The sequence below is a fragment of the Hamadaea tsunoensis DSM 44101 genome (genome assembly GCF_000428945.1).
Classification (GTDB): Bacteria; Actinomycetota; Actinomycetes; order Mycobacteriales; family Micromonosporaceae; genus Hamadaea; species Hamadaea tsunoensis.
This window is the reverse complement of record NZ_AUAX01000014.1, coordinates 62618-88390: the sequence shown is the minus strand read 5'-3', so window position 1 is coordinate 88390 and position 25773 is coordinate 62618. Positions and strand designations below refer to the sequence as shown.

The following is a 25773-nucleotide window of genomic DNA, read 5'->3' as shown; positions in this document are numbered from 1 at the left end:
GCGCCCGTACTCCGGGCGCCCGGTCATCGGGCCCGGCGCGCCGCGTCCCGCGCCGCCGTCGCATCGGACAGCACCGCGCGTACGGGGGAGAGGACGTGGGAATCCGCGACCTGAGCGACCGACGCGCGCAGCCGTGACCCGGCCCTGCGGGCCGCGCGGCGGGCGGCGAACCGGGTGACCGGCCGGGCGATCAGGGCGATGAGCAGCGCGGCGAGCGCGCCGCCCACGAGCAGGGCGGTGGGTAGCGGCACGCGCCCGACCGCGGGCATCGGAGGTTCCGGCAGCGCCAGTGCGAAAAGCACATAGCGTACGCCGAGCCACAGCAGACCGGCCGCCACGCAGCTGGTCGTGATCCATTGCAGCAGCCCGAACAGCCCCCACCACCACGGCCGCCGCCGCAGCCCGAGGTCGGTACGCGCGACCGCCTGGTCCAGCGCGTCGGGCAGGTCCGCCGACCGGGAGCGGGCGGCGGTGAGAACGGCCGCCGACCAGTGCGCGGGCAGGCCGGCGGCGGAGTCGGTGAGGGCGCGCAGGGCGAGCGCCGTGCCGGCCTGGGCGGCGGGCGAGGCCGGCGAGATCGACGTCGCCTCGGCCGAACCGTCCACATGCAACCGTCCCAGCGGGTCGGGCCGCAGCCGCCGGACCCAGCGCAGCGGCGGCCAGCCGGCGACCTTCCTGGCCCGGTGCACGTACGCGTCATCGACCGCCTTCGTCACCATCGGCACCCCGGCCGACGTGGCCAGCGCGTCGACCAGCCGTCCCGTGTCGACGGTCGCCGGAACCGACTGCGGCGTCACGGTTTCCAGCGTGGCGAGCACGCCGTCGAGATCCGCGCCCAGCCGGGCGAGCACGGCCTCCCGTCGCCGCACGGCCGCTTCGAGGGCGGTGGTCAGCGCCGAGGTCCCCGGCGGCCCCACGGCCGACGTCGTCACCACCGGTACGCCGCCCAGCCCCTCGCCGGCCAGCAGCGTACGCAGGTCGGTCAGGCACTCGGCCAGGTCGTCGGCGGACAGGAGGTCGACCTGGTTCAACGCGACCACGGTCACCTCGCCGTGCCGGTGGAACTGCCCGATGTACTGGCGGTGCACCACCTTGTCGGCGTACTTCTGGGGATGCAGGACCCAGACGATCAGGTCCACCACGGCGAGCAGCCGGTCGACCTCCACGCGGTGGGCGGCCTCGACCGAGTCGAAGTCGGGCAGGTCCAGCAGGACGAGACCGTCGAGGCCCGGATCGCTTCTGGTGAACCGTTTCCCGACCCCGAGCCAGTCGAGCAGGGCATCCGCGTCCTCCTGACCGAAGACGCACGCGTACGCGGACCCGGTCGTCGGACGGCGTACGCCGGTGGGGGACAGGTCGACCCCGGCGAGCCGGTTGAACAGCGTCGACTTGCCGCTCCCGGTCGCCCCCGCGAGCGCGACGACGGTGTGCGTACGCGACAGCGCCAGGCGGGTGCCCGACCGGTCGAGAAGCGCCCGAGCCTCCACAAGGGACCCCGGTGGCAGGTGCGGCCCGGCCGCGGACACGAAGTCCCGCAGCGCCGACATCCGTTCGGGCAGCGTGTCCGCGCGACTCATGCGAGCCCTCCGGCCGACCTTGCCGCGCGTACGCCCCCGGCCGCGGCGCGCAGGCGTTCCCCGGCCGCGGCGTCGACCCCGGCGGCGTCGAGCACCGCGCGGAACCGGCCGGCCTCGTCGTCCAGCACGGCCGCCGTGCGCTCCAGCAGATCGCGGCGCGCGGTGTCGGCGAGCCGGCGTACGGCCTGGTCGCCGAAGATGGCTTCGAGCACCTTCTGCGCCGCGACGGTCGTCCCCGCGCCGACCGCGATCTCCGCGCCGGTCGGGATGAACGCCGTCGCCGCGAACACCGTGATCATCACGACCAGGCCGAGGCCGTTCACCGCGTACGCGCTGGCCTTCGCGAGGGCCAGGCGGTTGCCCGACTCCTCCCGGACCAGGTCGAGGACGCCGCGCTGCCAGTCGCGTACCAGCCGCTCCAGGCGCTCGCCGAGATCGGTCGACGCCCGCGCCAGCTCCGGGTGCGCGGCGAGCAACGGCACCGCCGCGGGATGCGCCTTCCAGGATCCGGCCGTACGCTCCGCGGCGTCCTCGGCGACGCCCAGCAGGAAGGTGGCCAATCCGTTCTGCAGCGCCGTCCGCAGTTGGTCCGCCGGCTTCGGCTTGCCCGTGAACGCGCCGACGACCCGGTCGCGCAGGCGGCCGACGCCGCGTTGCAGGCCGCGCATCAGCTCGCCGGTGCCGACCAGTTCCTGCCACCGGGCCAGGACCTCGCCGTGGAAGAGCGCCCCGTCGCGTACGCCGTGCTGGACCTCGTTCTGGGCCTCGGCGTAGCCGGAGTCGACCGCGGCCCGCAGCGCGTCGCGGGCCTGGACCTGCTCGTCGGCGTCGACGGCGAGCCGGTGGACGGTCGGGTCGAGCGCGGCGAGCGCGCCGTCCACGGTCTGGCGGACGACGGCGGCCCGCGCGGCCGCGTCCCGGGCCAGCTCCGACAGCCACGTACGCAGTTCGCCGACGGCGGCGGCGGGCAGCAGCTTCTCGGTGTCGAGCCCGGTCTCGGGGACCACGAACAGCCGCGTGCCGCCGAGGCCCTGGGCGTCCAGCATCTCGGTGAGATGGGAGAGCACCTCGTCGTCGGCGCCCGGCGGCATCCGGTCGACGACGACGGCCAGCGCGGTGCCGCGGCTGCGCGCGTCGTGCAGCAGCTCCCACGGGACGGCGTCGGCGTAGCGCGTGGCGGTGGTGACGAACAGCCAGAGGTCGGCCGCGGCGAGCAGGCGTTCGGCGAGGACCCGGTTGGCCTCCACGACCGAGTCGATGTCCGGCGCGTCCAGCAGGGCCAGCCCCGGCACGACCGCCGTCGACTCCACGACCTTCAGCCCCGACCCGCCGTCGTCGTGCGTACGCCCGAGCTCCGGCAGCAGGTGCGCCTGCGTGAACCAGGCCGCGTCGTCGGGGTGGCAGACGAGGACCGGTGCGCGGGTCGTCGGCCGGCGCGCGCCGGCGGCGCTGACCGGACTCCCCACGAGGCTGTTGACGAGGGTGGACTTGCCGGCGCCGGTCGAGCCGCCGACCACGACGAGCAGCGGCGCGTCCAGCCGGGCGAGCCGCGGCAGCAGGTAGTCGTCGAGTTGGGCCCGGGTGGCGTCGGCGAGCCGGCCGGCCGCCTGTGCCCCGGGCAGGCGCAGCGGGAACCGCGCCCCGCCGAGCGTGTCGCGCAGGACGGTCAGCGCCTCGCCGAGCCCGGTCATGGGGACAGCATGCCCCATCCGCGCACGGCTTACACCGGAACCGGCGTACGTGTCGGAAGGTGTAACAAGGTCGACATGTGTGGATGGGACGATCCCCTGGTGGACTTTATCGACACCACTATGGGTGTCGATGAATGTGCCAAGGTGGCGGGGGCGCCCGTGGTGCCACGCAGGACATCGACATCGTTGAAGAATTCACTCCTTGACGGCCTCCTGATTGGTTGATATGAATTCGCCAATTGTTGGTGATCGGTGGAACCGGCGTTGAACTTCTGGTGATGACAGGGTCGGCCGAACGGCCGGTCCCGTCGGAGTTCTGCGCTCCCACCCCCGACCCTCCAGGAAGAGGGACAAGGTGAAGATGTCGCAACGCCTCGCCATAAGCGCGGCGGTCACAGTGGGAGGACTGGTGGTGGCGGGCACAACCGCACTCGCCGTCCAGCCTTCCGCACCGGCCTCGGTCAACCCCGGGGTAGCAGCTCCGCAGCTCGCCGCGCAGTCGGCGTCCTCGCTCGTCGCGGGCCGTCCGTCCTACCTGCACGCCGGCTCGAACGACGCCTTCGTGCAGAAGCAGGTCCTGTCCTCGGCCGGCCTGCAGTACGTGCCGTTCGAGCGGACCTTCAAGGGCCTGCCCGTCAAGGGCGGTGACTTCGTCATCGTGACGAACTCGTCCGGCCAGGTCATCGCGAACTCGGTCGCCCAGGACAAGGCCATCCCCGACGGTCTGGCCACCACGCCCACGAAGACGCAGGCGAGCGCGGAGAAGACCGCGAAGAGCCTGCTGTCGAAGCCGACCGTGGAGAGCACCCAGCTCGTCGTGTACGCGCTGGGCGACACCCCGCGGCTCGCGTGGGAGACCTACGTGCACGGCACCGGAGCGGAGGGCTACAGCCGGCTCAGCGTCGTCACCGACGCGGCGACCGGTTCCCTGCTCGACAAGCGTGAGCACGTCACCCACGGCACCGGCACCGGCTGGATCAACGGCTCGGTGACGATCAACACCACGCTGTCGGGCAGCACGTACTCCATGAAGGACCCGAGCATCACGAGCCTCGCCTGCCAGGACGCGGCCACCAACACGACGTTCAGCGGCTCGGACGACGTCTGGGGCAACGGCGTCGGCACCAGCCGGGAGACCGGCTGCGTCGACGCTCTCTACGTCGCGCAGAAAGAGGTCGCGATGCTGAGCACCTGGCTCGGCCGTAGCGGCATGAACGGCTCCGGTGGTTCGTGGCCGATGCGCGTGGGTCTGAACGACCAGAACGCGTACTACGACGGCACCCAGGTCCAGATCGGCAAGAACACCGCCGGCCAGTGGATCGCCTCGGCCGACGTCGTCGGTCACGAGATGGGTCACGGCGTCGACGACACCACGCCCGGTGCGATCTCCAACGGCAACACCCAGGAGTTCGTCGCCGACACCTTCGGCGCGATGACCGAGTGGTTCGCCAACAACCCGAACGACCCGCCGGACTACCAGGTCGGCGAGGAGATCAACCTCGTGGGCAGCGGCCCGATCCGCTACATGTACAACCCGTCGCTCGCCGGTGACGACAACTGCTACTCCAGCAGCATCCCGAGCGAGGAGGTGCACGCGGCGGCCGGTCCCGGCAACCACTGGTTCTACCTGCTCGCCGAGGGCACCAACCCGACCGACGGCCAGCCCACCAGCTCGACCTGCAACGGCAGCAGCGGTCTCGTCGGCGTCGGCATCCAGAACGCCGCGAAGATCATGTACAACGCCATGCTGATGAAGACGTCCTCGAGCTCGTACCTCAAGTACCGCACCTGGACGCTGACGTCGGCCAAGAACCTGGACGCGACCTGCGGTCTGTTCAACAAGACCAAGGCCGCCTGGGACGCGGTCAGCGTACCGGCGCAGTCGGGCGACCCGACCTGCACCGGCGGCGGCAGCCCGTCGCCGTCCGCCAGCACGCCGACCAGCCCGTCGCCGACGCCCTCCAGCGGCGGCACCTGCTCCGGCCAGAAGATCCTCAACGGCGGCTTCGAGTCCGGCACCGCCAGCTGGACCCAGACCGCGGGTGTCATCGGCCAGAACGGCACCAGCGAGCCGGCCCACGGCGGCACCTACGACGCGTGGATGAACGGGTACGGGACGACCCACACGGACTCGGTACAGCAGTCGGTGACAGTGCCGGCGAACTGCACCGCGACCGTGACGTACTACCTGCACATCGACACGGCGGAGACGACCACCACCACCCAGTACGACAAGCTCACCGTCACGCTGGGCGGCACCACGCTGGCCACGTACTCGAACCTGAACAAGGGCACCGGGTACACGCTCCAGACGAAGGTCGCCAGCACCGGTGCGGGCGGCGCGCTCGTCCTGAAGTTCAACGGCACGGAAGACTCCTCGCTGCAGACCTCGTTCGTCGTCGACGACGTGGCCGTCACGCTCAGCTGAGTTCTTCAACCCCCAGGGGCCGCCGCGATCCTCGTCGCGGCGGCCCCGCCCTATTACAGATCAAATTCAAGATCTCTTAAATTCTTTGTCCCGGGTTCGTCGATCTCGCTTCCGCTCCTCGCGCGGGAGACCGTTCCGCCCCTATCGCTGCGCTCCGGGGACTCCACTGCCAGCCTTCTGGGGCGAAGCATCATCCACCGTCGCCCGGTCACCGTTTCACCCTTCACCCCGGCCTTTGCCGCGACTGTCCGATATGGGCGCCAGGCGGGGTTCGGTGGGATGATCGTTTACGGCTTTGATGTGAAAATGGCGACCCGACGCATGATCGTTTACGGTTCTGGAGCGCGTTGACCGGGTTCTGCTGCACCTGGCACGTAATTGATCATGCAGATCGGGCCGGATTTACACCTCAGCCGTAAACGATCGAGAAATCAGCACGCCGCGTCCGCCAGGCGGAAGATCGTTCCCGCATCACGCGCAATGGCTGGTGGCGGGACGGCATGAGCGTGATCCACAGCGACTGAGATGTCAAAACCCGCCCTATCCCCTCGATCCACAGCGGTCCGGATGTAGGAAACGGCCTCTGCCTACATCTCAGCCGCATTGGATCGAGGGGATGGGTCCGGAAACTACATCCCAGCCGCGAACGATCATCGACCAGCCGACCCGCTCGGCCGCCATATCGGACAGTCGCGACAAAGTCCGGACGGGGGTTGGGGGTAAACGGTGACCGGGCGACGGTGGACGATGCATCGCCCCACCAGCCTGGCAGTGGAGGCCCCCAGGGCCGGAACGGTCTCCCGCGCGAGGAGCGGAGGCGAGATCGACGAAACCGGGACAAAATGATCCTAAAAGGATCTTGAGGGTCAGTACGCGACGGTGACCCGCTCGCGGGCGAAATTCCCGGATTCGAGGGCGTCCACGATGGCGGACGCGTAGTCGCCGACCGACACCCGGCTCTCTCCATCCGCACCGAGCAGTGGGGTGTCACGGGCCTCGACGCGGTAGGTCCCCGTCTTCTCGCCCGGCACCAGGTACATCGGCGGCGGGCTGACGTAGGTCCACCGGACCGGGGTCTCGGCCGCGCGCAGCAGGTCCAGCGCGGCGGTCTGATCCCGCGCCGTCTCCAGGTACGCGGCCGGGAAGTTCGGCCCGTCGACGAACCGCTGCCCGTCCGGGCCGGTGAGGCTGCCGCCCCCGCCGACGAAGAGCAGGCGGTCGACGCCGGCCTCCGGCAGTGCGGACAGCAGAGCCTCGGCCGCGCGGGGGACGAGGTGATCCGCTCCCTTGAGCGCGGCCACCACCGCGTCGTGCCCGGCGACCGCGTCGCGTAGGGAGGCGGGATCGGCGGCGTTCACGTCCTTGCTGCCGAGCGCGGTGACGTCGTGTCCGCGGGCGGACGCCTCGGCCGCGACGGCCCCGCCCAGGTTGCCGGTGGCACCGATGACTGCGATCTTCATGACTGGTCCTTCTTCTCGCCGGCGACCCGCGCCAGGAACTTGTCGATCAGGGGAGCGATCTCGGGGAGGTACTCCTCCAGCGCGAAATGCCCGGTGGGGAACAGGTGCAGCTCGGCGTCCGGCACGTCGCGCAGGTACGCCCGCGCGCCCGGCTCCAGGAAGAAGCCGTCACCGGTGCCCCACAGGATCAGCGTCGGCGGCCGGTTCTCGCGCAGCCACGCCTGCCACGCCGGATAGAGGTCCACATTGGAGCCATAGTCGAGCGCGAGGTCGATCTGCGCGTCCACGCGGCCCGGCTGGTCCAGGTAGTGCTGGTCGAGCGTCCAGCCGTCGGGGGCGATCAGGTCCGGATCGGAGACGCCGCCCTCGTACTGGCCACGGGTGACGGGCAGGGTCATGATCCCGGTCACGCCCGCCCGCTCCGTGGTGGCCACGAGTCCCTGGGCCAGCTCCGACAACCCCTCCGCGTACGCGTTGGCGTTCTGCACGATCAGCCCGTCGATCCACTCGGGGTGGCGCTGCGCCAGCCGCATCCCGACGGGGCCGCCGAAGTCGAAGGCGTAGAGCGTGAAGTTCGTGAGCCCGAGGTGCTGGACGAACCTCTCGACGACGTCGGTCAGCGACTCGAAGCTGTACGCGAACCCGTCCGGCGCCTCGGTCAGCCCGAAGCCGGGGTAGTCCGGCGCGACGACGTGGTACCGGTCGCCCAGCGCGTCGATCAGCCGCCGGTACTGCGCCGAGGAGCTCGGGAAGCCGTGCAGCAGCAGGAGTGTCGGCGCGTCCCGGGGGCCGGCCTCGCGGTAGAAGACGCGTACACCGTCCACATCGGAGTAACGGTGGTACACCTTGGGGATGTTCACTCTTGCTCTCCCAGCGTGTGGCAGGTGATCAGGCTCAGCGCCGGCGCCGACACCACCTGCGTGTCGTCCCGCCCGGCCACCCGGATGTTGACGAAACCGCCCTCCAGTGCGAACTGCACGTCGGCCAGGTTCTGCACCAGCTCGCCGTCCGCGTTGAAGATCGCGTACCCGGCCGTCAGCGCGATCGAGCCGCGCCGCCACTCGCGCTTCATGCCGCCACCTCCGTCAGTGCCGGCGCCGCCGGGAAGTCCAGCTCCGGCCGGGCCACATGGTTGAAGTAGTTCGACAGCGTGTTCAGCGCCACGTGCGCCACGACCTCCGCGGTCTCCGCGTCGGTCACCCCCGCGGCGCGCGTCCCGGCGAGGAAGTCGTCGCTCACCTTTCCCTTGGTACGCATGACTTCGCGGGCCAGGTTCAGCACGGCGGCCGTGTGCGGGTCGGTGTCGGCGGCGTGCCGGGTACGCATCAGGTCCTCGTCGGTGAGGTGGAGCTTCTGCCCCCGGAACGTGTGCGCCGCGACACAGTAGTCACAGCCGTTCTCCTGTGCGACCAGCAGTGCGAGCTGCTCCCGGACCTTCAGCCGCAGTACGCCGTGCGCCAGCTTGTCGCGCATCGCGAGATATCCGTCGAGCGCGGCCGGGCCGTTGGCCATGGTGGCGTAGAGATTGGGCACACGGCCGAGTTGCTTGCGGACCTCGGCCAGACGGCCGTCGGTGTCCTCGGTCAGTGCTGTCATGCGTGGCATGAGATCCCCCCTCGGAGGGCGGCCGTACCGCCCTTCCAAACGGTACCGATCGGTGCCGTCTTGCAAAACGGTACTGACTGGTTCCGTTTCTGTCAAGATCGCGTTATGCTGCGGATATGGCTACCCGAGCCCGTGAACGCCTCCTCGACGCCGCGGAGGATCTCTTCTACGCCGAAGGGATCCGGGCGGTCGGCCTCGAACGCATCCTGACCGTGTCCGGAGTCGGGCGCGCGTCCTTCTACCGCCACTTTGCCAGCAAGGAAGACCTGGTCGTCGCGGTTCTCGAACGCCGTGACCGGACCTGGCGGGCCAGCCTCGCGGCCGGTGTCGCGGCGGCCGGCGGCGACCCGCTCGACGTCTTCGACGTGCTCGCCGAACGCTTCGACAAGGCGGACTTCCGCGGCTGCGCGTTCATCAACTCGATGATCGAATCGGCCGACCCGGCCAGCGCGATCCACGCGGTGGCGGCGGCGCACAAGACGGCGCTGACGGCGTACATCGGGGAACTGCTCTCGGCGCGGGGGCTGTCGCCCGATCTGGCGCCGCAGTTCGTGATGCTGATGGACGGGGCGACGGTGACCGCGCTGCGGGACCGCACCACCGCTCCCGCCCACCAGGCGAAGCAGATGGCGGAACTGCTGCTGACGAGATGAGGATCAGCCGGAGACGCTCGGGGAGCCGGTTTCGATGTGGCCGGTGAACCGGCGCGACCAGGACGCGTCCGCCGAGCAGGTGACCGTGAAGTCGTACCAGCCGTTCGTGTACGCGACCGCGTTGAAGTAGTCCGCGACCGTGCCGCCGGCCGGGACGGCGTACGTCCAGGGGCCGTCGGAGCGGTAGTTGTTCGACGTCACCGTGAACGTCGCGGCCGCTGATCCGGTGTTCGCCATCGTCAGCCAGAGCGCCGTCTTGCCGGTGTTGGGCGCGGTCGCGGACGAGCTGCGGACCTCGGTGTTCTTGCCGCCGGTCGAGGCGTCCCCGGTGAACCGGCGCAGGAACCGGTTCGGGCCGATGATCGTCAGGTCGTACTTGCCGCTGCCGTAGCCGCTGCCGACGTTGAAGAAGTCGCTCGTGCTGCCACCCGGGCTCACCGTGTACTGCCACGGGCCGCCGGTCCGGTACGCGTTGGCGTACGCGGCGAAGTGCGTTCCGGCCGTGCCGAGGTTGTCCATGCGGAGCCAGACGAGGATCTTGCCGGCCGACCCGAACTCGAGATGGTCGACGTACGCGTTCGGCTGGTACGGCAGGGCGCGGGCGGGACGCGTACCGGATTCCTGGGCGGGCAGGGCGTTGGTGGCCGGCTTGGGGTTCGGCAGCGGGTCGCAGTGGGACTTGCCGATGATCGACGGCGCGGCCGGCAGGGCGGGCAGGCCGTAGACCGGGCTCGTGAAGTCGAACGCGGTGGTCAGGTCGCCGCAGACCGCGCGCCGCCAGGCGCTGATGTTCGGGCAGGTCGCCGGGGTGCCGAGGGCGGCCGTCCAGCGTTCCAGGAAGCGGATCACCGAGGTGTGGTCGAACACCTGCGAGTTGACCCAGCCGCCCCGCGACCAGGGCGACACGACCAGCATCGGTACGCGGAACCCCAGCCCGATCGGCTTGCCCGAGACGAACTCGTCGGCCGTGCCGGACGCGGGTACGGGCGGCGGGACGTGGTCGAAGAAGCCGTCGTTCTCGTCGTAGGTGAGCAGGAAGACGGTCGAGTCGAGCACGGCCGGATTCGCGGCCAGCGCGGCCAGTACGCGGCTGACGAAGTTCGCGCCGTCGCCGGGCGGGGCGTCGGGGTGCTCGGAGAACGCCTGGTTGGTGACGATCCAGGAGACCCGCGGGAGCGTACCGGCGACGACGTCGGAGCGCAGGGCGGCGATGATGTCGCCGTCGGTGCTGCCGGTGACGGCGGGCACCGAGGCCATCCCGCGGTCGTGCAGCGGCGTACCGGCGGGGGCGTCGACGAACTGCGTGAAATAGGCCAGCCCGTTGTCGCCGTAGTTGTCGTTCGCGTTCTGGTAGACCTTCCAGCTGACTCCCGCGTTCTGCAGCGACTCGGCGTAGGTCTGGTAGGTCAGGCCGGACTCGTCGCCGCCGTCGTTCGCGGGGCCGCCGTGCGTACCGGCCGGGTCGATCGAACCCGACCAGAGATACGTCCTGTTAGGACCCGTCGCGCTCAGGATCGAGCAGTGGTACGCGTCGCAGACCGTGTACGCGTCGGCCAGCCCGTAGTAGAACGGGTTGTCGGTGCGGTTCATGAAGCCGAGCGTGCGTACGTTGAGCTTGGCGAGGACCCAGTTGTCCATCTTGCCGTTGTTCCACGCGGAGTGCTGGCTCGACCAGCCGTGGTCGAGGGAGCCGTCGCACTGCGCGAGGACCTCCGGCGTCTGACCGGCCGCGCTCGGCGTGAGCGACATCTGCCACGGGTACTGGCGGGCGCCCACGTTCGGCTGGTTGAACACCGGATAGCCGCCGGACAGCTGGATGGCGGAGCGGTCGGCGAACCCGCGGACGCCGCGCAGCGTACCGAAGTAGTGGTCGAAGGAACGGTTCTCCTGCATGAGGATGACGACGTGCTGGACGTCGGCGATCGTGCCGGTGAGGGCGGCCTGCGCCGCGCCGGGCAACCCGGCCGGGACGGCGACGGCGGCGGCGCTCGCGGCGGCCGCGCCGAGGACCTGGCGGCGGGAGATGGGGGACATCGGACCTCCGTGGGTACAGAGTGGACACCCAGCGTGCGGGTTCGGTGACAGCCGATCGGCTCCTCCCTACGGCTACTCTGCGACCGGCCGAACGGATGATGAACCTCAGACCAGCAACCGGTGCCGGACCGGTCCCGGAAAATTCCGGCAAGCCATTGACCGATGTCGTCGCGGCGCATAGCCTCCCGAGAGAGCGCTCTCTCGCCCCACAGATGTGCACCGCCCTGTCGGCCACCGTCCCGCCCGGACCGCCCTGTCCGCCCGGCCGACTTGCCATCTACCGAGGGAGGACCATGTCCATCTCCACCGTGTACGAGAGCGCCGGCCGCCGAAGGCTGCGCCGCCTGCGCTCCGGATTCTTCGCGATCGCCCTGACGGCCGCGTCGGCCGGAGCGGCCACGCTCGCCGTGGTCGCCGCCCAGCCGTCGGCCAATGCCGCGATCCCCGCCCCGCCGCCCGGTTTCACGCTGACCTGGAGCGACGACTTCTCCGGCGCGGCCAACACCGGTCTGGACACCGGCACCTGGAAGTACGACACCGGGCCGGGCAGCAGCTTCGGCACCGGCGAGATCGAGACCATGACCAACAGCACCGCCAACGTGTTCACCGACGGCAACGGCCACCTCGTCCTGCGGGCGCTGCACTCGGGAACCGACCCGAACTCCGGTTGGACGTCGGGCCGCGTCGAGACCCAGGCGGCCACCTTCGGCGCCCCGGCCGGCGGGGTCGTGCGGATGGAGTCGTCGATCCAGCAGCCCAACGTCACCACCGCCAACGGCGCCGGGTACTGGCCGGCCTTCTGGATGCTCGGCTCGACACTGCGTACGGGAACGACGTGGCCGACCTCCGGGGAGATCGACATCCTGGAGGACATCAACGGCCGCAGCTCGGTCTTCGGCACGCTGCACTGCGGCGTCAACCCCGGCGGCCCCTGCAACGAGTCGACCGGCCGGGGCAGCGGCGAGCGCGCCTGCGCCGGCTGCCAGACCGGCTACCACACCTACGCGGTCGAGATCGACCGGTCGGTGTCGCCGGAACAGATCCGCTGGTATCTCGACGGGAACAACTACTTCACCCTCAACTCCACCGTCGTGGACGCCACCACCTGGGCCAACGCGGTCGACCACCCGTTCTTCATCATCTACGACCTCGCGATGGGCGGCGGCTTCCCGGCCGCCTTCGGCGGCGGGCCGTTCGCCGGCACCGTCTCGGGTGGACAGATGAACATCGACTACGTGGCGGTCTACAACAAGGGCCCGGGCAGCTCCTCGCCCTCGCCGACACCCACCGGCGGCACCGGCGGGACGAACATCGCCCAGGGCAAGCCCACCACCGCGTCCTCGGCCGAGAACGCCACCCTCGCCGCCGCCAACGCCACCGACGGCAACACGGGTACGCGCTGGTCGTCCGCGTTCAGCGACCCGCAGTGGATCCAGGTGGACCTCGGCCAGTCGTACGACATCAGTCACGTGACGCTGAACTGGGAGGCGGCGTACGCGAAGGCGTACCAGATCCAGACGTCGGCCGACGGAACCACCTGGACCAACATCTACTCGACCACCACGGGCGACGGCGGGACCGACGATCTGGCCCTGACCGGAACCGGCCGCTACATCCGCGTGAACGGTACGCAGAGAGCCACGGCGTACGGCTATTCGCTGTGGGAGTTCGGCGTGCAGGGTGTGCCGGGCGGCGGTACCGGCGGCGGAACCCTGCTCTCGCAAGGGCATCCGACCACCGCGTCGTCCACCGAGAACGCCACGTTCCCGGCGTCGGCGGCCACCGACGGCAACACCGGTACGCGCTGGTCCTCCGCCTTCAGTGATCCGCAATGGGTTCAGGTGGATCTTGGCGCGTCCCACTCGGTCAGCAAGGTCGTCCTGAACTGGGAGCCCGCGTACGCCAAGGCCTTCCAGATCCAGACGTCGGCTGACGGGACGAACTGGACGAACGTCTACTCGATCACGACGGGTGCGGGCGGGGTGCAGACCCTGAACGTCACCGGCACCGGCCGCTACGTGCGCATGTACGGCACGCAGCGGGCCACGGCCTACGGCTACTCCCTCTGGGAGTTCCAGGTCTACGGCTCATAACGCGTTCCCTCACAGGTGAGGCCGATGATCCCGTTTGGATCAGGGAGATCACCCGAATCATGGCCCAAGATTCGGGTGATCTCCCTGATCCAAACGGGATCTTGGGGCAACGGGGCGGGCGGCCAAATGGGTGCAAGGGGCGCGGAGGCCGTCAATGGGAAGGATTTTCGTTCGTGCTACCTCTAGCGAAAAGGCTTTGCGGGGCTGATAGTGACGCATGGAGGTTTTCCGCCCTTCGCGTGGGAGGACACGAATGGCCATACGTCACATCCTCGCGCTGGTCAGCGCGGGCACGCTGGCCCTGGGGGTCGCCGCGACCCCCGCGGCGGCCCATCCCGCGGTCCAGCACGACGAACAGATCGAATACAACCGCACCAGCACGTACGCCGACTGGGCCAAGGGCTCGTCGCAGGGCGTGTTCAACATCCCGGGGCTGCGTACCGGGGTGACGATGGGGTTGCCGGCCGGGCAGACGCAGTACACCGACCCGCACAACGGAACCACTGCCAGCTGGGACTACTCGACCTGGACCTCGCCGGTGCACCACATCGGCTTCGGGGCCAGCGAGGTGGTCTCGTCGTGGAACGCCGACACCCCCGCCGGCACCTGGCTCAAGGTCGAGCTGTACGGCACGTACAGCAACGGCGCCCACACCCCCTGGTACACCATGGGCATCTGGGCCAAGGGCGACGGCGACATCATCCGGACCAGCGTGGACGACCAGGGTGATCCCTACTCGACCATCTGGACCGACACGTTCGCGATCGACGACCCGTCGGCCGGTGTCCTGCTGACCGACTACCAGCTGCGCCTCACGCTCTACAAGAAGCCGGGGCAGCTCGCCCGGCCGCGCGTATGGGAGCTGGGCGCCTTCGCCTCGAACGTGCCCGACCGGTTCACGGTGACCCCGAGCGCCGGGCACATCGCCTGGGGCACCGAGCTGGCCGTGCCGGCGTACTCGCAGAACATCCACTCCGGCGAGTACCCCGAGTACGACGGCGGCGGCGAGGCCTGGTGCTCGCCGACGTCCACGCAGATGGTCGTCAGCTACTACGGGTACCACCCCGACACGTCGTGGGTGGATCCGTCCTACGCCGACCCGCAGGTCGACGCGGCCGCCCGCGGCACGTACGACTCCCAGTACCCGGGCACGGGCAACTGGCCGTTCAACACCGCGTACGCGGCCTCGTACCTGGGGCTCGACGCGATCGTGACGCAGATGCACTCGCTCGACGAGGTCGAGGTGTTCATCAAGCACGGCATCCCGGTCGTCGTCTCGCTGTCGTTCCTGGCCAGCGAGCTCGACGGGTCGAACTACTCGACCTCCGGGCACCTGTTCGTCATCGTGGGCTTCACCAGCACCGGTGACGTGATCGTCAACGACCCGGCGTCCTCTTCGGACAGTGTGGTCCGCAACATCTACAAGCGCAGCCAGCTGGAGACCGTCTGGCTGCGTACCAAGCGGGTGCGGGCGAGCGGCACCATCGGCAGCGGTTCCGGCGGCGTCGCGTACCTGATCAAGCCGTGGTACAAGCCGTGGCCCACGGTCCCCGGCTCGAACAACTGGTGAGCTGACCCCTGGGCCCGCGGATCAGCGGGCCCAGGCCAGTCTCTCCTCGCCGCGCACGTCCCACTCCACGCGCGGCTCCGGCAGTCCGAAAACCATGATCGGGTACGCGTCGTCGTGCGCGGGCCAGCCCGGATCGCCGGTACGCGCGAAGCGTACCCATGAGCTGTGCATGGCATCGGCGATCAGCTGGGGCGCATCGGATCCCGAGAGTTCGGCGGCGGCCGCGAGGTTGTCGAAGACGTAGCCGATCTCGGCGGCGTGGCACGCGCCGAGCCCGCGGGCCGACGAGGGCACCGCGAACTCGTAGAAGTAGGTGGTCGCGCCGGTGACGAGCCGGGCCGTGGCCACGGCGAGCGCCGGGAAGCGGAAGAAGACGTCGGTCAGCACGGCGCTGAGCAGGTCGCCCGGGGTGGCGCCGGGCCGGTTGGCGCGGTAGAGGCGCAGGATCTCCTCGCCGGCCCCGAGCCGCCCGGCGAGATGGTTCAGCGCCTCGTCGTTGACGAAGGACGCGATGCCGGTCGGCACCAGGAACAGCCGGTACTCCTCGGCGGTCGTCCCCGTCAGCAGCGGTACGCCCGCCCCGACCCCGTCCGCGATGGCGAGCATCGGATGCAGGGGCAGGCTGTCGCCGTCCACGACGGGGATGAAGGCCATGTTGGCGGCCGCGATGCTGGCGCCGTAGCGGGCTGGATCGGCGCCCGCCGACACCTCCGCGCTGATCTGCCGCTGCGCGTCGATCAGGGTCTCGCTGTCCACAGCGGCGAGTTCCGCCGCGGTGACCGGGCCGCCGAGCAGCTCGCCGAGCACTCCGAGCACGAGCCGGGCGTCGGCCGGCGTGGCGGCCGCCTGCACCGAGCCGCTCTGCGTGATCGCCCGATGGAACAGGCCCGCGGCGGCCGGCATCGTCAGCAGCGTCGTCACGCTCATCGCCCCGGCCGACTCGCCGAAGACCGTGACCTGGTCGGGGTCGCCGCCGAAGGCCGCGACGTTGTCGCGTACCCAGGCGAGGGCGGCGATCTGGTCGAGCAGGCCGCGGTTGGCGGGCGCGTCCGGCAGCAGCGCGAATCCCTCGACTCCGAGCCGGTAGTTCATCGAGACGAGCACCACGCCGTCCCGCGCGAAGGCCGACCCGTCGTACGCGGGGACGGCAGCGCTGCCGTTGACGAAGGCTCCGCCGTGGATCCACACCATGACGGGCCGGCTCTCGCCGGGTTCGGCCGCGGTCCACACGTTGACCGTCAGCCAGTCGTCGCCGGGGATCACCGGATCCGGCAGGATCTCGTCGAGCGGGGCCCGATAGGGCGGTTTCGGCGCCGTCGGGCCGAACGCCGTCGCATCGCGTACGCCGTCCCAGGCGGTGGGCGGCTGCGGAGCGGCGAACCTGAGCGGGCCGACGGGGGCGGCCGCGTACGGGATGCCGAGGAAGGCGGCGACACCGTCCTCGACCCGGCCGCGGAGCCGGCCCTGGGCAACGGTCACGATCTCCTGCATCGGCGCAGTGTGCTACCGGTCGGTAGGAGACGTCAATGGGCGGGGGCGGCCCCCTCCGGCCGCCCCCGCCTCTTTCTCCTCCCCAGCGGGTCAGTTCAACTAGGCGACGCAGGGGTTGCCGGTCGGGTGCACCGTGGTGCCGTGCACGTCGGCCTTGGCCTCACCGAGGACCACGTCGGTCAGCAGGGTGTCGAGCGCGACCGCCTGCTGGACGACGCTCGTGCCGGTCGTCGTGGTGCCGTTGATCTTCAGTGTGCCGACGACCAGCGGGATGGTCAGCGGAGCGGTCCCGACGGTCACCGCCACTCCATTGATCTTCAGGTACGCGATCGACGAGGCCCCCGCGTACGCCGGAGCCAGGCCGCCGGGACCGGCGACGCAGCTGGCGGTGGCCGACGAGTTGATCTCGCCGATCTCGATGGTGACCAGGCTGCCCACGGTGATCTTGGTGCTCTGGATGTGGGCGGTGGAGACCGCCTTGTCACCCGCGGCCGGCAGGACGTTCTGGTTGTCCGGCGTGAGGTCGGTCGAGGCGGTCAGGACGCCGGTCTGCACGTTGACCAGACCCGAGGTCAGGTTGGCCGAGAGGACCGTGTCGCTGTCGTCCGCGCAGGGCGAGTCGGCCGGGTTGGCCGTGCCCAGCTTGATGCCGGCCAGGTTCAGCGCGGTGGCCGAGCAGGAGAAGGTGCCGTTGCGGTCCTGGTCGACGATCGTCCCGACGCCCAGCGGGTCGGTGAGAGCGGCGTTGACCGCACCGGACAGCGTGACGTTGAACGTCTCGTTGTTCTCGTCGATCGTGTCGTCGACGATCGGCACCGTGATCTGCTTGCTCGTCTGCCCGGCGGCGAACGCGATCGAACCGCTGGTGGCGGTGTAGTCGGCCGGAGCGGTCGCGGAGCCGTTGGAGGTGGCGTAGTTCGCCGTCACCACGAACGGGGCCGGGTTCGACAGCTGCACCGTGAACGACGCGGTGCCGGCGTTCTCGTTCACCGTCACGTCGTTGATGGTCAGGCCGGGCACGATCACCGTCAGCTGCTGGATGTAGCCGCGGCTCGTGCCGTCGATCAGGAAGTCCGCCGTGCAGTGGTAGGTGCCGGCCGGCGTACCGGGGGCGACCTTGGCGGTCTCGGCGAACACCGCGTCGTCACCGCTGGTCACGACCTGCTTCGGCGGGTTGTAGGACAGGGTCAGCGGGGCGTCGCACGACACGACGGTCGGCGTCACCGTGACCTTGATCGCCTGGATGCCGGCCAGGATGGCGTCCGACACCTCGTCCGGCGGCACGTTGTTCAGCAGCACGCCGCCGGTCGCGTTGGTGAGCGCGGTCGCCTGGCCGTCCGCGTCGAGCGCGCCGACGTTGACCGCGACGACGCGTACCGAGGCCGCCTGGAGAGCGGCGATCGTGTCCGCGAGCGAGTGGCCGTTGCTCGGGTCGTGCGAGGTCGCGTCACCGAAGATCACGACGATCCGCGTACCGTCGGCCCGGAACGTCACCGCGCCGGTGGCCAGCTGGTACAGCGCGTTGAGGCCCGCCTCGGGCAGGTCGCAACCGCCCCCGGCGGACCAGAGGTTGATCCCGGCCTGCACCGCCGACTGATCGGCGGTGATGCCCTGGTCGACCTTGAACGGCACGGCGTCGCAGTTGAAATCCTTGTACTCGGCGACGCCGAACTGGGCCTGCGGCTGTGCCGCGCTGATCGACGACAGCACCGAGGCCGCGTTGGTCCGGACGTTCCCGATGGCCGCGCCCATGCTGCCCGTGGTGTCGGCGAGGAACACCACGTCCGGCTTGGGCGGCACGGTGGGCGTGTGGACGGTCTTGGTGATCACCGTCGTGCCGCCCGGGGGCAGCGTGACCGTCACCGAGGAAGGGTCGACTCCGGGGTCCGTGGCGGAGGCCGCCGTGGCCGGGAGCAACCCGAGTCCGGAGGCGAACGTGGCCAGCGCGACGAGGGCGAACCCGCCGCGCCGACCGGCTGTACGCCGTCGGTCGAGGAACATGTTGGGCTCCTTTCGGGCAGCCGCCATCGGCATCACCACTGGGTGGGAATGCTTCCGGTGGAGACGCGGCCGCCGACGAGGTTGGGTGTCCCCTGAGTCAAATCAATGAATGCATGGCCATCAACTCTTGACTATCCGATGTGGCCATGCATCGCGATCTTCGTACGCTCGGCCCGTCCACACGCGTCGGCCGAACGGCGGATCCCATCCGGGCGCCGGAAACCGGACGACAAGACATGAACTGAGGGATCCGCGGCATTCACGGGCCGGTGTCGCCTGTCTGACACAATGGCGATCATGGCCAAGGTTCTCGTGGAACGCACCGACGACGGATACGTTGCGACCAACGACCGGGGCGCGTCGGTCGCCCTCGGCAACGCCGGGGATCCGGGCAGCTTCACCCCGGTCGAACTACTGCTGGCGGCGCTCGGCGGCTGCGAGATCGTCACGATCGAGCCGCTGACCGCCCAACGCCACCACCGCCTGGTACGCCTCGCGGCCACGGTCGAGGCGGAGAAGGTGGCGCCGACCAAGCTCGGCACGATCACCGTGACGTACGACATCGAGCTGCCGCCCGGTGACGACGAGGCGCTGGAGGTCTTCCGGGCCGTGGCGGGGCGGGTCCACGAACGGCACTGCACGGTGGGCCGGGCGCTCCGCGAGGAGACGGAGTCGGTACAGGTCCTCCCGTAGCCCTTCCACAACCGGCCGCCGTCCACATCTTGATCTGCGCGCGGGTCGCTTACCGCGGGTCGCCGAGGGCAGGCTGCCGACCATGCATCCCGCCCTCGCAGCCGTCCTTCGGGACGGCCCGTTCTCGGTCGCGGAGTTGCCGCCGGACGTGCCGCGGTGGCTGATCTCCAACGCGCGGCGAGCCGGCTGGATCCTCCAGGTCTTGCCGGGCGTCTACGTGCCCGCGCATGCGCCGGTCGATCTTCATCGCGCGGCGATCGTCTATACGCGAGACCAGGGTGCGTTGAGTCACACGACCGCACTCGGCGTGTGGGGGCTCAGGGAAGCGGCACCGGGCGAGCCGATCCACGTCGTGGTCCACCGAGGCGTCCGGCTGCGTTCGACGAACCGGCTCGTGCTCCATACCCGGCATGTGTGGCCGCCGACGCAGGTCCGTGCGGGTCTCCCCGTGACCGCCGTCGCCGAATCGCTTGTGGACAGTTGGCCGGCCATGGCGCCCGTGGAGCGGCCCGGGCCGTTCTTCGCGGCGATCACCGGGCGCCTGACCACAGCGGATCGGCTGGCGGAGGCCGTGAGCCGCTCGCCGCATCTCGCCGGCCGGGCTGCGCTCGTAGATCTCGTCGGCAGGCTCGCGGCGGGTTGCCACAGTCCGTTGGAGATCTTCGGCGCGGACGTGGTCTTTGCCGGCCTGTCCGGTGCCCGCCGCCAGGTCCCCGTCATCGCGGGTGGGCGCCGCTACTACCTGGACCTCTATCTGAGCGGTGAGCGGATCGACATCGAACTCGACGGTGCGTCCTGGCACTCCTCAGCGGCGCAGCGGGAGAACGACATGCGCCGCGATGCCGCCCTGGCGGCGCAGGGCATCCTCGTCGTCCGGTTCAGTTACCGCCGTCTCGTCAACGAACCGCGTCGAGTTCGAGCGGAGGTCGAGGAGATCATCACCGCTCGCCGATCGTGATCAAGTACCCGAGAGCTGCAAAATCCGGCCGTTTTTAGCAGCTCTCGGGTACTTGATCACGCGTTGGAGATCGACTTTGACGTCTGGAGGGAACTTGATCAAGCACAACTTGATCAAGTGCAAATGCAAAGGTGGGTGGTCAGTTTTCGGCGAGGCCTTGGCGCCAGTAGCCCATGAAGGCGACCGCCGACTTCGGCAACCCCACCTCGCCGACCAGGCGCCGGCGCAGATCGCGGACGACGCTGGATTCGCCGGCGATCCAGGCGTAGACCGGGGCGGTGGCGGCGGCGGAGGGGACCTCCCAGAGCGGCTCGTCGTCGTCCGGTTCGACCGTGTCGGGCGTGGCGTGGGGGAGCAGGCGCAGCGCGGCCGCCACGACCGCGTCTACAAAGGAGGACGGGCGGGGGAGCCAGGTCACGGTGAAGCCGGCCGGGGCGTCCAGGCGAAGGGCGTCGTCTGCCGACGGGACTTCCAGGAAGGCTTCGCCGATCGAGGAGGGCGGGAGGCGCTCCAGGATCGAGGCGATGGCCGGCACGGCCGTTTCGTCCCCGGCCAGCAGGATCGGCGTACGCGGGGCGGGCAGGCGGAACTCGACGCCACCCGGGTCGCCGTCGAAGTCCGCATTGGGGGCCAGGAGCAGCAGTTCGTCACCGGCGCAGGCCGACAGTGCCCAGGCGGAGGCCGGCCCGGTGTCCCCGTGGACGGCGAAGTCGATGTCGACCTCGGCGGCCGATGGGCGTACCGAGCGGAGGGTGTAGGTCCGGATCACGTTGCGCTGGGCGGGATCCAGCGCGCGCCAGTCCGCGTACCAGGAAGGGGTCTGGTTGATCGTGAAGCCGCCGCCGGGCAGCGGGAGGATCACCTTGACCCGCTGGTCGTAGCCGTTGTCGGCGCAGCGGTGCAGGTCGGGGCCGGTCAGCGTGACCCGGGTGAAGCCTGGGCTGAGCCGGCGCACCTCGCGCACGGTGGTGGTGAAGAAGCGGAACGGCGCGTTCATGCGCGGGACCTCCACAGGAGCCAGACGAAGTACGGGGTGCCGACGAGGGCGGTGACCAGGCCGGCGGGGATCTGGGCGGGGGCGATCACGGTCCGCCCGAGGGTGTCGGCGAGGCTGACGAGCAGGGCGCCGAGGACGACGGCGACCGGCAGGACGCGGGTGTGCTTCGCGCCGACGAGCGCGCGGGCGGCGTGCGGGGCGACCAGGCCGACGAAGCCGATGACGCCGACGGCGCCGACCGCGGTCGAGATGAGCAGCGCCGAGCCGGCGAGGGCCAGCAGCCGTACGCGTTCCAGCCGCACCCCCAGGACGCGGGGTGTGTCGTCGTCGAGGCGGAGCAGGTCGAGATCCCGGCGGACCAGCCAGACGAGCGGGGTGAGGAGCGCCAGCGCGACGGCGACCGGGATGATCTGCGCTGCGGTACGCCCGTACGTCGAGCCGGACAGCCAGGTCAGCGCCTTGCCGGTGTTCCACGGATCGGTCGCCACGATGATCATGTCGATGACGGCCGTGGCGCCCGCCGAGACGCCGACGCCGACCAGCACGAGGCGTTCCGAGCCGATCCCGCGCTTCCACGCGAGGAAGTAGACGAGGGCGAAGGTGACCAGGGCGGCGCCGCCGGCCACTGTGGACATCAGCCAGACGCCCGCCAGCGGGGCCAGCGTGAGCAGGCCGACCGCGCCGACGCCCGCGCCCGCGGTGACGCCGAGGATGCCGGGTTCGGCGAGGGGGTTGCGGCAGACGGCCTGGATGACCGTGCCGGCCACGGCGAGCGCGGCTCCCGACAGGACGGCCGCGAGGACGCGGGGATACCGCTGGTCGAGGACGAACGTCAGTGCCGGGCCGGTACGCCCGCCGAGCCAGTTCGCCAGATCGCCGGTCAGTACCCAGGTGTCCCCGGCGAGCATGCCCAGCAGGATCGCGCCGACGAGGAGGGCGGACACGACGGTCAGGACGATCGCGGCTTCGCGACGCGTACGCGGGCGGCCGGACGGCGTACCGCGGGAGGGGCGTCCTTCACGGTGGCGGCGGGCCAGCCCCACGAGGACGGCCGCGCCGACGATCGTCGTGACGACGCCGGTCGGCACCTCGACACCCGCCTGGCCGCCGAGCAACGCCCGCAGCAGCACGTCGGCGCCGAGGACCATGAGCACCCCGGCCAGCCCCGACAACGGCAGCAGTACGCGATGGCGCAGCGCCCGGGGCAGCGCGAGGCGTACGATCAGCGGCCCGCAGAGGCCGACGAAGCCGATCGGCCCGGCCAGCGTCACGGAGGCCGCCGCGAGCAGGACGGCCAGGCCGGTCACGAGCAGGCGGGTACGGCGTACGGGGACGCCGAGAGTCAGGGCGGTGTCGTCGCCCAGGGTCAGGATGTCCAGCCGCCGTCCGAAGAGGACGATCGCGGCGGCCGCGACCGCGACGACCGGGCCGAGCTGCGTGACGCCGGACAGGTCGGCCTGGACGAGAGTGCCGTTGCCCCAGGCGAACAGGCCCATGGTCGCCTGTTCGCGCAGGATCAGCAGCAGCGTCGTGAGCGAGTTGAGAGCCAGCGCCGTCGCCGAGCCGGCCAGGATGAGCCGGGTGGGCCCGCTCGCCCCGCCCGCCAGCAGGGTGACGAGGCCGGCCGCGGCGAGCCCGCCGAGGAAGGCGAGACCGCCCGCGGGCAGGACCGGCAGCGATACGCCGAACGCGGCCGCCGCCACCACGGCGAAGTACGCCCCGGCGTTGACCGCCAGCGTGTCGGGCGATGCCAAAGGGTTGCGCGCCAACGATTGCAGAGCGGCCCCGGCGACTCCGAGGGCGACGCCGACCACCAGGCCGGCCAGCAGCCGGGGCAGCCGGGAAGCCACGAGGACGGCCTGGACACCGTCCGCTTCGTGCCCGGTGATCATCTTGACCAGGTCGAGCGCGCCGACACTGGAGGTGCCCTGGGTCAGGTGGACCGCCGCGAGCACGACCAGCAGGACGAGCCCGACCGCGTACGCGGCGCCGACCCGGGCGCGGTACGGGGGCGCCGTCACCGGCGCCCCCGCCCGTTCCGCCGTCCGTTCGATGATCACTTGCCGAAGACCGCGACGAGGGCGTCGGCGTACTGGAGGCAGGAGGCCGGGCCGCCGAAGGTCCAGATGCCGTCGGGCTGCTTGTGGAGCTGGTTGCGCGTCACGAACGGCAGCGAGTTCCAGACGGCGTTCTTGTTCAGGCCGTCGGCGAACACGTCGTCGCCGTCGGAGGCGTTGTAGAAGAACCGCACGTCCGCGTCCGACTTGAGCGGCGTCAGCCCCTCGACGTCCGTGACGCCCAGGCCCCAGGCCGCGTCGACCTCGCCGTGCCACACGTTCTTCAGGCCGAGCGCGATGCCGACCTGCGACACCAGCGAGCCCTGGCCGAACATCCGGATGCCGATCGAGCTGCCCTCGCGCCAGCCGTCCGCGATCGCGAAACTCCTGCCCGCGTTGCCCTTGGCCGCGATGGCCGCCTTCGCATCGGCGATCTTCTTGTCGAAGTCCGCCAGCACCTCGGCCGCCTTGTCCGTCCTGCCGACCGCGGTCGCGATCAGCTGGAAGTCCGACCGCATCCGGGCCAGGTTGTCGGTCGCGTCGCTGCCCTTGGCCACGATGACCGGCACGTACTTCTCCAGCTGCCCGACGAGCGCCGAGTCGCGCTCGGCCTCCATGACGACCAGGTCCGGTTGCAGCGCCACGATCGAGTCCACGCTGGGCTCGGTGCGCGTACCGACGTCCTTGACGTCCGCGCCGAGCTTCGCCGCCGTGTCCCAGGTGGAGTAGCCCTTCACGTCCGCCACGCCCACCGGCTGCACGCCGAGCGTCACCAGCATCTCGACCTCGCCCCACTCCAGCCCGACGACCCGCAGCGCGGGCGCCTTCAGCTGCACGGCCTTGCCGCGCGAGTCGGTCACCGTCACCGGGCCGCCCGTCGGGCTCGCGGTGCTCGCCGCGGGCTTCTCCGTGGTCCCGCAAGCGCCGAGCGCGAGCAGGCCCGCGATCGCGAGGATCGCCGTGGTACGCCGTGCCATCAGTTGCCTTCCCATCGGGGGGTACGCCGGACGCGCTCCGCGTGCCGGCCGACCGGCCAGGTGTGCACCTGGCCGGTGAAGGGGTCGATAGTGGTGGTGATACGCAGCCCGTAGACCTCGGTCAGCAGTTCCTCGGTCAGCACCTCGGCGGGCGTGCCGTGCGCGCGTACGCGGCCGGAATCCAGCAGCACCACGGTGTCGGCGATGTGGGCGGCCTGGTCGAGGTCGTGCAGGACGACCCCGACCGCGACACCGTGGTCGTCGGCCAGTTCCCGGGTGAGGTCCAGGATCTCGACCTGGTAGCGCAGATCGAGATAGGTGGTGGGCTCGTCCAGCAGCAGGACGCCGGTGTCCTGGGCCAGGCACGTGGCGAGCCAGACCCGTTGCAGCTCACCGCCGGACAGCTCGTCGACGCACCGCTCGGCCAGCCCGGCCGTGCCGGTCACCGCCATGGCGTGTGCGACGGCCCGCGTACCGTCCACATCGGAATCACGCCAGCGGCCCCGGTACGGATGCCGCCCGTACGCGACCACATCGCGAACGCGTACGCCGGTGGGGACGGGTCGGCTCTGGGCCAGCAGGGTCACCCGCCGGGCGAACTCCGTCGAGCTGAGCGTCAAGGCCGGGGATCCGTCGGCGAACCGGACGTCACCCGCCGACGGCTTGTGCAGCCGGGCGAGCGTACGCAGCAGCGTGGACTTGCCACTGCCGTTGGGGCCGACGAGTGCGGTCACCTGGGCCGGCGCCAGCTCGATCGAGGCGTCCACGACCACGGGGGTGCCGTGATAGCCGAGGTGCAGACCCGAACCGAGCAGTCCGGCCGCCGCAGGGGTACTGGGCGACATGCCTGCGAGATTAGGTTAGGCTACCCTGGCTATGTCAAGCGGGTGCGGCGCATCTGACCTGGGAAATTCCCGGTTGCCGCCCCGCTCTTCGCCGTCCCCGGGAAACGGCGAAGCCGGCGGGATGAAGAAGTCGAGAGATCAGTGGAAGGCGCAGCAGGGGGTCGGGTTGGGCACCTCGAACGGCATCAGCCGTCCCCCGGGGGCGGGCATCGCCACCAGGACCAGCCGCCCGTCCTCCCACTGTGGACGGACGAAGTCCCGCGTCTCCAGCAACGTCTCGGGAGAAGGCGTGGGCGAACTGCCGCCGATCACCCGGACCGCCTCGATGGCGCTGAGGGACAGCAGCTCACCCACCGGGAGGGTGCCGATGAGCGAGGACATCCCGGGATAGAGCACCGCCCGCCCGCCACGGCCGGACGCGTGCAGCTCCGCCACCCGGGCGGCGACGGCATCGTCGAGAGACGGGAGGGCGACGGGGAAGGAGACGCTGAGCGCCACCCGGGCGCCCTCGCCGTGGATGAGATGAGTGCAGGCGAAGACGTCCCCGGAGGGGCCGAGCCCGGCCGCGGTCTCCCGCAGCCAGTGCTCGGCCTCCGTGACGTTCGCGTGTCCCAGATCGAGACCCGTGATCATCGAATGGTCC

Annotated in this window: 20 protein-coding genes; 6 read left to right on the top strand and 14 right to left on the bottom strand. The window is 70.6% G+C overall.

Features of this window, described 5'->3' with window-relative positions; translation table 11 throughout:
- Positions 1 to 23: 23 nt before the first annotated feature.
- Both G401_RS46930 and G401_RS0119775 read right to left on the bottom strand, forming a co-directional pair.
- Positions 24 to 1577 carry a GTPase gene (locus tag G401_RS46930; RefSeq protein ID WP_034592339.1) on the bottom strand — a complete coding sequence of 518 codons (1554 nt, stop codon included), beginning with the start codon at positions 1575 to 1577 and terminating at the stop codon, positions 24 to 26.
- Positions 1574 to 3268 (bottom strand): GTPase, encoded by a 1695-nt coding sequence (locus G401_RS0119775; protein WP_027343878.1) that lies wholly within the window; start codon positions 3266 to 3268, stop codon positions 1574 to 1576. Before G401_RS0119775 ends, G401_RS46930 begins: the two co-directional genes overlap by 4 nt.
- Before the next feature lie 361 nt (positions 3269 to 3629).
- On the opposite strand from G401_RS0119775, the gene G401_RS0119770 reads away from it, so the two are divergent.
- The gene (locus G401_RS0119770) at positions 3630 to 5696 is read left to right on the top strand and encodes a M4 family metallopeptidase (RefSeq protein WP_084557417.1); all 2067 of its coding nucleotides are present in this window, start codon (positions 3630 to 3632) and stop codon (positions 5694 to 5696) included.
- A gap of 866 nt (positions 5697 to 6562) precedes the next feature.
- Here the strand turns inward: G401_RS0119770 and G401_RS0119765 are convergent.
- Genes G401_RS0119765 through G401_RS0119750 form a run of 4 tightly spaced genes read right to left on the bottom strand, consistent with a single transcriptional unit; the run spans position 6563 to position 8752 of the window.
- Complete coding sequence (locus G401_RS0119765; protein WP_027343876.1) at positions 6563 to 7156, bottom strand: NAD(P)-dependent oxidoreductase; 594 nt, start codon at positions 7154 to 7156, stop codon at positions 6563 to 6565.
- On the bottom strand, positions 7153 to 8016 hold the full coding sequence (locus G401_RS0119760; protein WP_027343875.1) for an alpha/beta fold hydrolase: 864 nt from the start codon (positions 8014 to 8016) through the stop codon (positions 7153 to 7155). Before G401_RS0119760 ends, G401_RS0119765 begins: the two co-directional genes overlap by 4 nt.
- The gene (locus tag G401_RS0119755) at positions 8013 to 8228 is read right to left on the bottom strand and encodes a hypothetical protein (RefSeq protein WP_027343874.1); all 216 of its coding nucleotides are present in this window, start codon (positions 8226 to 8228) and stop codon (positions 8013 to 8015) included. Before G401_RS0119755 ends, G401_RS0119760 begins: the two co-directional genes overlap by 4 nt.
- Positions 8225 to 8752 carry a carboxymuconolactone decarboxylase family protein gene (locus G401_RS0119750; protein WP_211240783.1) on the bottom strand — a complete coding sequence of 176 codons (528 nt, stop codon included), beginning with the start codon at positions 8750 to 8752 and terminating at the stop codon, positions 8225 to 8227. Before G401_RS0119750 ends, G401_RS0119755 begins: the two co-directional genes overlap by 4 nt.
- 125 nt (positions 8753 to 8877) lie before the next feature.
- Here G401_RS0119750 and G401_RS0119745 point away from each other — a divergent pair, with 125 nt between their 5' ends.
- A complete protein-coding gene (locus G401_RS0119745) occupies positions 8878 to 9414 on the top strand; it encodes a TetR/AcrR family transcriptional regulator (protein WP_027343872.1) in 537 nt (178 codons plus the stop codon).
- A 3-nt stretch (positions 9415 to 9417) separates the two neighbouring features.
- On the opposite strand, the gene G401_RS0119740 is transcribed toward G401_RS0119745, so the two are convergent.
- Complete coding sequence (locus G401_RS0119740; protein ID WP_027343871.1) at positions 9418 to 11448, bottom strand: phosphocholine-specific phospholipase C; 2031 nt, start codon at positions 11446 to 11448, stop codon at positions 9418 to 9420.
- A 293-nt stretch (positions 11449 to 11741) separates the two neighbouring features.
- Here G401_RS0119740 and G401_RS54835 point away from each other — a divergent pair, with 293 nt between their 5' ends.
- Positions 11742 to 13541, top strand: coding sequence for a galactose-binding domain-containing protein (locus tag G401_RS54835; protein WP_084557383.1), 1800 nt, complete (start codon positions 11742 to 11744; stop codon positions 13539 to 13541).
- A 253-nt stretch (positions 13542 to 13794) separates the two neighbouring features.
- Complete coding sequence (locus G401_RS0119730; RefSeq protein WP_027343870.1) at positions 13795 to 15111, top strand: C39 family peptidase; 1317 nt, start codon at positions 13795 to 13797, stop codon at positions 15109 to 15111.
- Between the two features lie 21 nt (positions 15112 to 15132).
- On the opposite strand, the gene G401_RS0119725 is transcribed toward G401_RS0119730, so the two are convergent.
- A complete protein-coding gene (locus G401_RS0119725) occupies positions 15133 to 16602 on the bottom strand; it encodes a carboxylesterase/lipase family protein (RefSeq protein ID WP_027343869.1) in 1470 nt (489 codons plus the stop codon).
- 99 nt (positions 16603 to 16701) lie between these two features.
- Positions 16702 to 18603: a Calx-beta domain-containing protein gene (locus tag G401_RS0119720; protein ID WP_051366874.1), complete on the bottom strand. Its 1902-nt coding sequence runs from the start codon at positions 18601 to 18603 to the stop codon at positions 16702 to 16704.
- 297 nt (positions 18604 to 18900) lie between these two features.
- Here G401_RS0119720 and G401_RS0119715 point away from each other — a divergent pair, with 297 nt between their 5' ends.
- Both G401_RS0119715 and G401_RS46915 read left to right on the top strand, forming a co-directional pair.
- The gene (locus G401_RS0119715) at positions 18901 to 19296 is read left to right on the top strand and encodes an OsmC family protein (RefSeq protein ID WP_034592396.1); all 396 of its coding nucleotides are present in this window, start codon (positions 18901 to 18903) and stop codon (positions 19294 to 19296) included.
- A gap of 82 nt (positions 19297 to 19378) precedes the next feature.
- The gene (locus tag G401_RS46915; RefSeq protein WP_051366873.1) at positions 19379 to 20254 is read left to right on the top strand and encodes a DUF559 domain-containing protein; all 876 of its coding nucleotides are present in this window, start codon (positions 19379 to 19381) and stop codon (positions 20252 to 20254) included.
- Positions 20255 to 20393: 139 nt separating this feature from the next.
- Here the strand turns inward: G401_RS46915 and G401_RS0119705 are convergent, their stop codons facing one another.
- The 5 genes from G401_RS0119705 to G401_RS0119685 all read right to left on the bottom strand — a co-directional run bounded on the left by G401_RS0119705 (position 20394) and on the right by G401_RS0119685 (position 25763).
- Positions 20394 to 21251, bottom strand: coding sequence for a siderophore-interacting protein (locus tag G401_RS0119705; RefSeq protein ID WP_034592335.1), 858 nt, complete (start codon positions 21249 to 21251; stop codon positions 20394 to 20396).
- The gene (locus G401_RS0119700) at positions 21248 to 23311 is read right to left on the bottom strand and encodes an iron ABC transporter permease (protein ID WP_157545885.1); all 2064 of its coding nucleotides are present in this window, start codon (positions 23309 to 23311) and stop codon (positions 21248 to 21250) included. Before G401_RS0119700 ends, G401_RS0119705 begins: the two co-directional genes overlap by 4 nt.
- Entirely contained in the window at positions 23308 to 24285 is a 978-nt protein-coding gene (locus G401_RS0119695) for an ABC transporter substrate-binding protein (RefSeq protein WP_027343865.1), read from the bottom strand. The genes G401_RS0119700 and G401_RS0119695 overlap by 4 nt, the downstream gene beginning before the upstream one ends.
- On the bottom strand, positions 24285 to 25130 hold the full coding sequence (locus tag G401_RS0119690) for an ABC transporter ATP-binding protein (protein ID WP_027343864.1): 846 nt from the start codon (positions 25128 to 25130) through the stop codon (positions 24285 to 24287). Before G401_RS0119690 ends, G401_RS0119695 begins: the two co-directional genes overlap by 1 nt.
- A 138-nt stretch (positions 25131 to 25268) precedes the next feature.
- Entirely contained in the window at positions 25269 to 25763 is a 495-nt protein-coding gene (locus G401_RS0119685) for a hypothetical protein (protein WP_027343863.1), read from the bottom strand.
- Positions 25764 to 25773 lie beyond the last annotated feature (10 nt).

What these genes read in the sequence shown, in the direction of transcription:
- G401_RS0119745 (WP_027343872.1), top strand. Translation starts at nt 8,878, where the DNA reads ATGGCTACCCGAGCCCGTGAACGCCTCCTCGACGCCGCGGAGGATCTC.
- G401_RS0119715 (WP_034592396.1), top strand. Translation starts at nt 18,901, where the DNA reads ATGGCCAAGGTTCTCGTGGAACGCACCGACGACGGATACGTTGCGACC.
- G401_RS0119705 (WP_034592335.1), bottom strand. Translation starts at nt 21,251, where the DNA reads ATGAACGCGCCGTTCCGCTTCTTCACCACCACCGTGCGCGAGGTGCGC.
- G401_RS0119765 (WP_027343876.1), bottom strand. Translation starts at nt 7,156, where the DNA reads ATGAAGATCGCAGTCATCGGTGCCACCGGCAACCTGGGCGGGGCCGTC.
- G401_RS0119770 (WP_084557417.1), top strand. Translation starts at nt 3,630, where the DNA reads ATGTCGCAACGCCTCGCCATAAGCGCGGCGGTCACAGTGGGAGGACTG.
- G401_RS0119690 (WP_027343864.1), bottom strand. Translation starts at nt 25,130, where the DNA reads ATGTCGCCCAGTACCCCTGCGGCGGCCGGACTGCTCGGTTCGGGTCTG.
- G401_RS0119775 (WP_027343878.1), bottom strand. Translation starts at nt 3,268, where the DNA reads ATGACCGGGCTCGGCGAGGCGCTGACCGTCCTGCGCGACACGCTCGGC.
- G401_RS0119755 (WP_027343874.1), bottom strand. Translation starts at nt 8,228, where the DNA reads ATGAAGCGCGAGTGGCGGCGCGGCTCGATCGCGCTGACGGCCGGGTAC.
- G401_RS0119685 (WP_027343863.1), bottom strand. Translation starts at nt 25,763, where the DNA reads ATGATCACGGGTCTCGATCTGGGACACGCGAACGTCACGGAGGCCGAG.
- G401_RS46915 (WP_051366873.1), top strand. Translation starts at nt 19,379, where the DNA reads ATGCATCCCGCCCTCGCAGCCGTCCTTCGGGACGGCCCGTTCTCGGTC.
- G401_RS0119750 (WP_211240783.1), bottom strand. Translation starts at nt 8,752, where the DNA reads ATGACAGCACTGACCGAGGACACCGACGGCCGTCTGGCCGAGGTCCGC.
- G401_RS0119740 (WP_027343871.1), bottom strand. Translation starts at nt 11,448, where the DNA reads ATGTCCCCCATCTCCCGCCGCCAGGTCCTCGGCGCGGCCGCCGCGAGC.
- G401_RS46930 (WP_034592339.1), bottom strand. Translation starts at nt 1,577, where the DNA reads ATGAGTCGCGCGGACACGCTGCCCGAACGGATGTCGGCGCTGCGGGAC.
- G401_RS54835 (WP_084557383.1), top strand. Translation starts at nt 11,742, where the DNA reads ATGTCCATCTCCACCGTGTACGAGAGCGCCGGCCGCCGAAGGCTGCGC.
- G401_RS0119730 (WP_027343870.1), top strand. Translation starts at nt 13,795, where the DNA reads ATGGCCATACGTCACATCCTCGCGCTGGTCAGCGCGGGCACGCTGGCC.
- G401_RS0119695 (WP_027343865.1), bottom strand. Translation starts at nt 24,285, where the DNA reads ATGGCACGGCGTACCACGGCGATCCTCGCGATCGCGGGCCTGCTCGCG.
- G401_RS0119720 (WP_051366874.1), bottom strand. Translation starts at nt 18,603, where the DNA reads ATGTTCCTCGACCGACGGCGTACAGCCGGTCGGCGCGGCGGGTTCGCC.
- G401_RS0119725 (WP_027343869.1), bottom strand. Translation starts at nt 16,602, where the DNA reads ATGCAGGAGATCGTGACCGTTGCCCAGGGCCGGCTCCGCGGCCGGGTC.